The organism is Fusibacter sp., from assembly GCF_057447755.1.
Window position 1 is genome coordinate 1 of the sequence record NZ_JBVBZF010000191.1, and the last position, 6,675, is coordinate 6,675.

6 protein-coding genes are annotated in these 6,675 nt (G+C 34.7%); all 6 read right to left on the bottom strand.

The genetic code is table 11. The annotated features are described in order from the left end of the window. A partial coding sequence (locus AC220I_RS16005; protein WP_486724864.1) for a hypothetical protein occupies positions 1-265 on the bottom strand: 265 nt, incomplete at its 3' end. A 13-nt stretch (positions 266-278) separates the two neighbouring features. Then, a complete protein-coding gene (locus tag AC220I_RS16010) occupies positions 279-1,079 on the bottom strand; it encodes a Nif3-like dinuclear metal center hexameric protein (protein WP_486724865.1) in 801 nt (266 codons plus the stop codon). Positions 1,080-1,094: 15 nt separating this feature from the next. Beyond that, positions 1,095-1,844: a class I SAM-dependent methyltransferase gene (locus AC220I_RS16015; RefSeq protein ID WP_486724866.1), complete on the bottom strand. Its 750-nt coding sequence runs from the start codon at positions 1,842-1,844 to the stop codon at positions 1,095-1,097. A 236-nt stretch (positions 1,845-2,080) separates the two neighbouring features. Then, positions 2,081-3,295 (bottom strand): RNA polymerase sigma factor RpoD, encoded by a 1,215-nt coding sequence (gene rpoD / locus AC220I_RS16020; RefSeq protein WP_486724867.1) that lies wholly within the window; start codon positions 3,293-3,295, stop codon positions 2,081-2,083. Positions 3,296-3,322: 27 nt separating this feature from the next. Further along, complete coding sequence (dnaG, locus tag AC220I_RS16025) at positions 3,323-5,119, bottom strand: DNA primase (protein WP_486724868.1); 1,797 nt, start codon at positions 5,117-5,119, stop codon at positions 3,323-3,325. Positions 5,120-5,300: 181 nt separating this feature from the next. After that, entirely contained in the window at positions 5,301-6,311 is a 1,011-nt protein-coding gene (locus AC220I_RS16030; protein ID WP_486724869.1) for a deoxyguanosinetriphosphate triphosphohydrolase, read from the bottom strand. Positions 6,312-6,675: the final 364 nt, after the last annotated feature.

Here is a 6,675-nt window from a genome sequence, read left to right on the forward strand (position 1 = left end):
CCACCAATATATTATTTAAAAATATACCGTAAATTGCCAAGGTAAAAATAAGCATAAAAACTTTCATACCAACATCCTGCTGAGAGGATTGTACAAATATTTTTGATGTAATATTATGATCAAGTTCAATTGAAGCGATATTAGCTGAATTCTTGGTATTATGGACTATCCCCATTGCAAAGTTTAGGACCAGCAGAAGTGCTACTAGTGTACTCAAAACGGCATATAAGTTCCTCTTTTTACGATCTGCATTAAATTCCTTCATTTTCTTAACCCCTTTAAATATATTTAAACTGTGGCACTTCCGTTTCTGTAACTTTGGTAAAAACATCGTAATTTTTATCGATGATCAAATCATCCATTAATGATTTTAGACGTTCCAAATAAACGGCTTCACTTTCATAGTGACCAACATCTATAAGGGTCATTTTTGTTCCGTTAACCATTTGACTCTCATGATGCTTTAAATCTGATGTAATGTATAAATCCGCATGCTCTGATAAGGCCTGCTGAATAAAATCAGCCGAAGCACCACTACAAAATGCAATACGACTAATGACCTTATCTAAATCACCATTTGTAACTTTTAATGTTTCTTGATTGAATAAACTTTTTAAATTTTGTGCTATTTCAAGAAGCGTCTTTGACTTTGCAAGGTTGCCAACGACACCATAACCGATTTGGTCTTCACCCTCTAACACCTTAATTTGGTTAAGTTCTAAGGCATCACCTACAAAGCGATTAATGCCTTGAGAAAATGATCTATCCAGATTTGTATGCATCGCAACAAGTGCAATTTTATTTTCTATGAGCTTCATAACCAATTTTCCAGTCTGAGTTTCAGTGGTTATTTTTTTAAGGGGATTAAAAATCAAGGGATGATGTGTCACAACTAGATCAAAGCCTTCATCAATGGCTTCATTCATGACCTCTTCTGTTAAATCGAGCGCCAATAAAACGCGATCAACTTCTCGATCGGGATTGCCGATGAGTAAGCCTGAATTATCCCACACATCAGCGGAATCAAAAGGTGCAATCTGGTCCAAAATTTTTAGCAGTTTGCCAAGTGAAGTCACCATAATATCCTCCTTAATTTACATTGATAAAGCAGACAACAAGAGCTCTATTGTTTTCATTTTTTCTATACAATCTTTCACTCTAGGATTATTGATATCCTTTATTTTAGAACGTATTATTTCGTATTTTCGTCTTTTAAACTTAAGATAGTCTGCGTATGTCTTTAAAGAATCCGAATGCACCCTATAGCCAAATTCAAAATCATTTGAGTGATCTTTAACGCTAAAAGACTTTGTTGAATCATTTTGAACTGTTAATAAAGGTGGCATCTCTAAATCACTATTAAGTGACCTTACATACATGGCTTCATAGAATTTTTGGTCTTCAAAAGCATAGAAATCATAGACGATTTCAAAAGAATTTTCCAAAAGCCACTGTCTTAATATTTCTTGCTCGGTTTGAGGCTGTAAAAAAAGGCCTTTAAAAGAGTGAGATTTTTCTAAATCCTTATTGAGAATATCTTTAATTAAAGAACCACCCATCCCTGCAATAACAACATAATCTACTTCCTTTGACTTCAGTGGTTCTATACCTGAACCCAATCTAAAGTCAGCATCTTTTATATATTCAGAACCCATAAAAGTTGACTTAGCATTCTCCAGTGGTCCTGCATTTATATCGCATAAAATTGCCCTGCTGATAATATCTTGATCAAATAGATAATAGGGTAAATAGCCGTGATCTGTTCCTATATCAGCAATGGTCGAATCCTTTTCGACCCACTTTGCCATTTGATGTAATCTTTTGGAAAGCTTATGCTTTTTCATTCAAATCTCCTCAATCTCTAATCGTAATTGTTCTTGCGTTATTTATGTCTTGTGTTATTCATTTCCAGTGTTATTCATTTTTTAAACTAATCAATTACCGAATAATTATTTTGTATTATTCAATCTTATATGAATCATTTCCTATATTAAATTATATCAAAATATTAGCAGCACACCTAAAGAAAAAGAACTCGCGAATGCGAATTCTTTTATACATCACTAATATGACCTTACTATTACTCTAAATAATCCTTAAGTTTTTTACTTCTGCTTGGATGCTTTAATTTTCTTAACGCTTTAGCTTCAATCTGTCTAATTCTCTCACGTGTAACATCGAACTCTTTACCAACTTCTTCAAGCGTTCTTGCACGACCATCTTCAAGACCAAATCTTAATTTAAGTACTTTTTGCTCTCTCGGTGTTAGGGTTTCAAGTACTTCCATAAGTTGTTCCTTTAACATGGAGAACGCAGCAGCATCAGCAGGTGCAGGTGCATCATTATCTGGAATAAAGTCACCTAAGTGCGAATCTTCTTCCTCACCAATAGGTGTCTCTAAAGATACAGGCTCTTGAGCGATTTTTAAGATTTCTCTTACTTTTTCAACTGGCATGTCCATCTCTTTTGCGATTTCTTCTGGGATTGGTTCTCTGCCGAGTTCTTGAAGCAATTGTCTCTGAACTCTGATTAACTTGTTAATGGTTTCAACCATATGAACAGGAATACGGATGGTTCTTGCCTGGTCAGCAATCGCACGCGTAATCGCCTGTCTGATCCACCATGTTGCATAAGTTGAAAACTTGAAGCCCTTAGTCCAGTCGAACTTTTCTACAGCTTTAATAAGACCCAGGTTACCCTCTTGAATTAAGTCGAGAAAGAGCATTCCCCTGCCTACATATTTTTTAGCGATACTAACAACAAGTCTTAAGTTCGCTTCACACAGCTTTTTCTTAGCATCTTCATCGCCTTTTTCCATACGCTTTGCAAGCTCTACCTCTTCGTCACTTGATAAAAGCGCAACCTCGCCGATTTCCTTAAGATACATTCTAACAGGATCGTCTATATTGATTCCTTTAGGAAGTGATAAATCGATCGTGATCTCGTCTTCTTCCTCGTCTTCGTCATCGTCTTTGATTTTATCTAAGTCTTCAAGGTCGTCAAGATCATCTAAATCGTCAAGATTTTCAATTTCCTCAAGGTCTTCCAAATCAATGTCATCAAGATCGATGTCCTCATCCTCGTTATCTTCATCTTCTTCGTCATCAACATCAGTCGAAACGTTGATGTTCATGTCATTTAAAGCTTCAAAAACCTCTTCGATTTGATCTTTATCGAGTTCGAATTCTGATAACTTATCTTGAATCTCCTTGTAAGTAAGCGTCCCCTGCTTTTTACCCTTTTTGATTAAACCTTTGATGATGTCTTGGTGTTTGGCATTCAATTTACTGTTCAATTGAATTGCCTCCTTTCACTAATTTTCTTATTCTTTAAATTTATAGTTAGTCTTTTTCTCAACTTTTTGTGAAATAGTGTTCTGAAGAACAATTAACCTTTGAAGCTCTTTTAATAAATCTTGATGATAGTTTTCTGTCAATTTTTTATTAACGACTTTTATTTCTTCCTTGATGTTTTTTAAGAGTATATTATTGAGCACCAAGTCAATATCAATTTCCTCGACTTCGTCAATATAACTGTCTAATATTTCAATCAGTGATGTTGAGATGGTGATATCTGCATTTTCAATAATTTCCTGCTTTGAAAATGCATCATGGTTAGAAAAGTAGACCATAATATAATCAATAATATCTTGAGTGCCTTCAGAAAAATTAAACTGATGAATTAATTTTTTTTGCTCATCATCCAGCAAAGTGAACTTGTGAATGTAAAATGCAATCAGTTGATTCTCAAGATATTTATTTCGATCTGTCGTCAGCTTCACAGCTTCTTTTTTCTTTTGATCCCCTGTGAAACCATAATGACTTCTGTCATTGTAATTCTCTTTGTAGACTTCTTTGGCTACAAGATCATAGTTGACGTTAAGTTCATCACTCAAACGTTCAATGTGAAGATTTTTCTCAAACTCATTGATTAACTCACCAATAATAACAACGGCCTTTGATAGAAATTCAATCTTCTCTTGTTCATTATTGAGATTAAAGTTCTGTTTCAAATGGTTGAGTTTATACTCAGTCGCACTCATTGCATTGTCCAATTTGGCTTGAAATCGCTCCACACCATACTTTTTTAAATACTCATCTGGATCTAGGTTTTCACCTAAAACAACAACTCTAACTTTTTCAATAACCCCTTGTAGCACATCCAGACTTCGCAAACTCGCCTTTTGACCCGCTATATCAGAATCGTAGCAGATGATGACTTCATCTGCGTATCGACGCATCAACCGACCATGTTCTTTTGTGAGTGCAGTCCCAAGTGTTGCCACCGCGTTAGTGAAACCATTTACATGAAGTGCAATAACATCCATGTAACCTTCAGCTATTATAAGTTGTTTTTTGTCTTGCAAAGCGTTTTTTGCAAGGTTCAATCCATATAGGGTTTGGCTTTTATTAAAAATCTCCGTTTCTGGAGAATTTAAATACTTTGGTAAAGAATCGTCCATAACACGACCACCAAAACCAATCACCTTCCCCTTGGGATTTATAATCGGAAACATAATCCTGTTTCTAAAGCGGTCGTAATAGCGTTTTCCATCTTTTCCAGGTATGACAAGCCCGACTTTTTCAAGGCTTTTCATATCATACTTTTTAGATAATTGATTTATGATATCCTGCCATGCATCATTTGAAAATCCAATTCCAAATTGCTTGATCGTCTCAAAATCAATGCTTCGCTTTTGAAGATACATCATGGCATCTTCACTTGCACGCAAATTCTTATAATAGTAAATTGCCGCATCTCTTAATATATCATAAAACTGAGTATAATAGCTAGCACTTTTTTGATCTTTTCCTTTTTGAAATTTTGAAATATCAATATTATACTTGTCAGCAAGCTGTTCTACTGCGTCTATATAATCTAGATTTTCATAATTCATAACAAAATTTATTGCATTTCCCGCAGCACCACAGCCAAAACAATGATAAAGCTGTTTATCCTCAGAAATAATGAAGGATGCTGTTTTTTCATGATGAAATGGACACAATGCTTTATGGTTTTTACCTGATCTCTCAACAGTTATATAGCTGGAGATGACATCGATGATGTTTATATTTTCCAATATCACATCAAAGATATTGTTTTCATATTTGCCGCTCATCCATTTCCCTTTCTAATTACAATCGGTTCTTACACTGTTTATTATTCGACATCAAACCAATAAATCCTTTTAATATTAATAAACTTTAATATAAATTTTTGTATCCTAAAGAATTTAATGACCCACTTATATTAGAGCTCATTTGACAGACTAATTAGCCCCTTATCATCAAATTAAATTACTAGTACAGCCAAAACTTAGGAATAAAGATCTCTTTATAAACATTGACGGCATATCGATCAGACATACTGGCAACATAGTCCTTCACCGCTTCTAGACCTTCACTTTTATGATAATCTTCTGCGCGTTCTTCCGGCATCTTGTCTGGATTTTCCAAATAATAATTATAGAGTGATTCTACGATGTACTCGGCACGCTCTTCCTCTTTTTTAGCATCCTTATTCAAGTATACATGTTCAAACATGAACTTCCTAAGACGATTAAAAGCATCTTCTTTCTCAGGGCTCATGGAAATGAAATCCTTATTATAGCTATTCTCAATTAAGTCCAATATTAGCGTATTAATTCGCTTCCCGTGTGTATTGCCCAGTGATTGCAAAAACTCCCTAGGTATTTCAGACTCTGTAAGAACCCCAGCTCTTATGGCGTCATCAATATCGTGATTTAAATATGCGATTCGGTCGCAGATTTTGACGATTTGCCCCTCCAAAGTCACAGGAAGATTCGGCCCATTGTGATTTAAAATACCATCTCTCACTTCAAATGTCAAATTGAGACCAAAGGTGCTGTTGTTTCTTCTTTCTAAAAAATCAACAACTCTTAAACTCTGTTCATTATGCTTAAAGCCTGTGGGATGAATTTTATTTAATCGATCTTCACCACAGTGTCCAAATGGTGTATGGCCTAGATCATGACCAAGTGCAATTGCCTCAGTTAAATCGATATTGTAATTAAGTGCGCCTGCAATGGTCCTAGAAATCTGTGATACTTCTAGAGTATGCGTTAAACGCGTCCGATAATGATCGCCCTCTGGCGATAAAAAAACCTGTGTCTTATGCTTTAATCTTCTAAAAGCCTTAGAATGTGTTATTCGATCTCTATCTCTTTGATAATCTGTACGAATCGGACAATGTTCTTCTTCCATTCTTCGACCTTTGGATTCTGAAACCTTCTGGGCTCTTGAATCTAGCTGAACATGTTCAAGCGCTTCATGTTGTTCTCTTAATTTGATCATTGTCACACCACCTTCTAAATATAAATTAGGATAATTTCTTCTTATTTTAGTATGTATTAAACATTTATACCCATAAATCCTCTTTTTTCAGTCTAAAAGATTGTTAAATTTTAATGACTAAGAATCAGATCAAATAAATAAAGGGTATTATCTCATAATTACTATAAAAGATAATACCCTAAATTTTAGTGTTTCTAATTAACAACTGAATTTATACTATAATTATATGGCTAAACCTATAAATTATACTGATTTTACTGTTTGTTTTTAATCGCTGCCTGCGCCGCAGAAAGTCTTGCGATTGGCACTCTAAACGGTGAACAAGAAACATAGTTTAAACCAGTTTTATGACAGAACTCAA

Bases quoted from the DNA above. Each gene is read 5' to 3' on its own strand.
- AC220I_RS16010 (WP_486724865.1), bottom strand. From the start codon at position 1,079: ATGGTGACTTCACTTGGCAAACTGCTAAAAATTTTGGACCAGATTGCA.
- AC220I_RS16015 (WP_486724866.1), bottom strand. From the start codon at position 1,844: ATGAAAAAGCATAAGCTTTCCAAAAGATTACATCAAATGGCAAAGTGG.
- dnaG (WP_486724868.1), bottom strand. From the start codon at position 5,119: ATGAGCGGCAAATATGAAAACAATATCTTTGATGTGATATTGGAAAAT.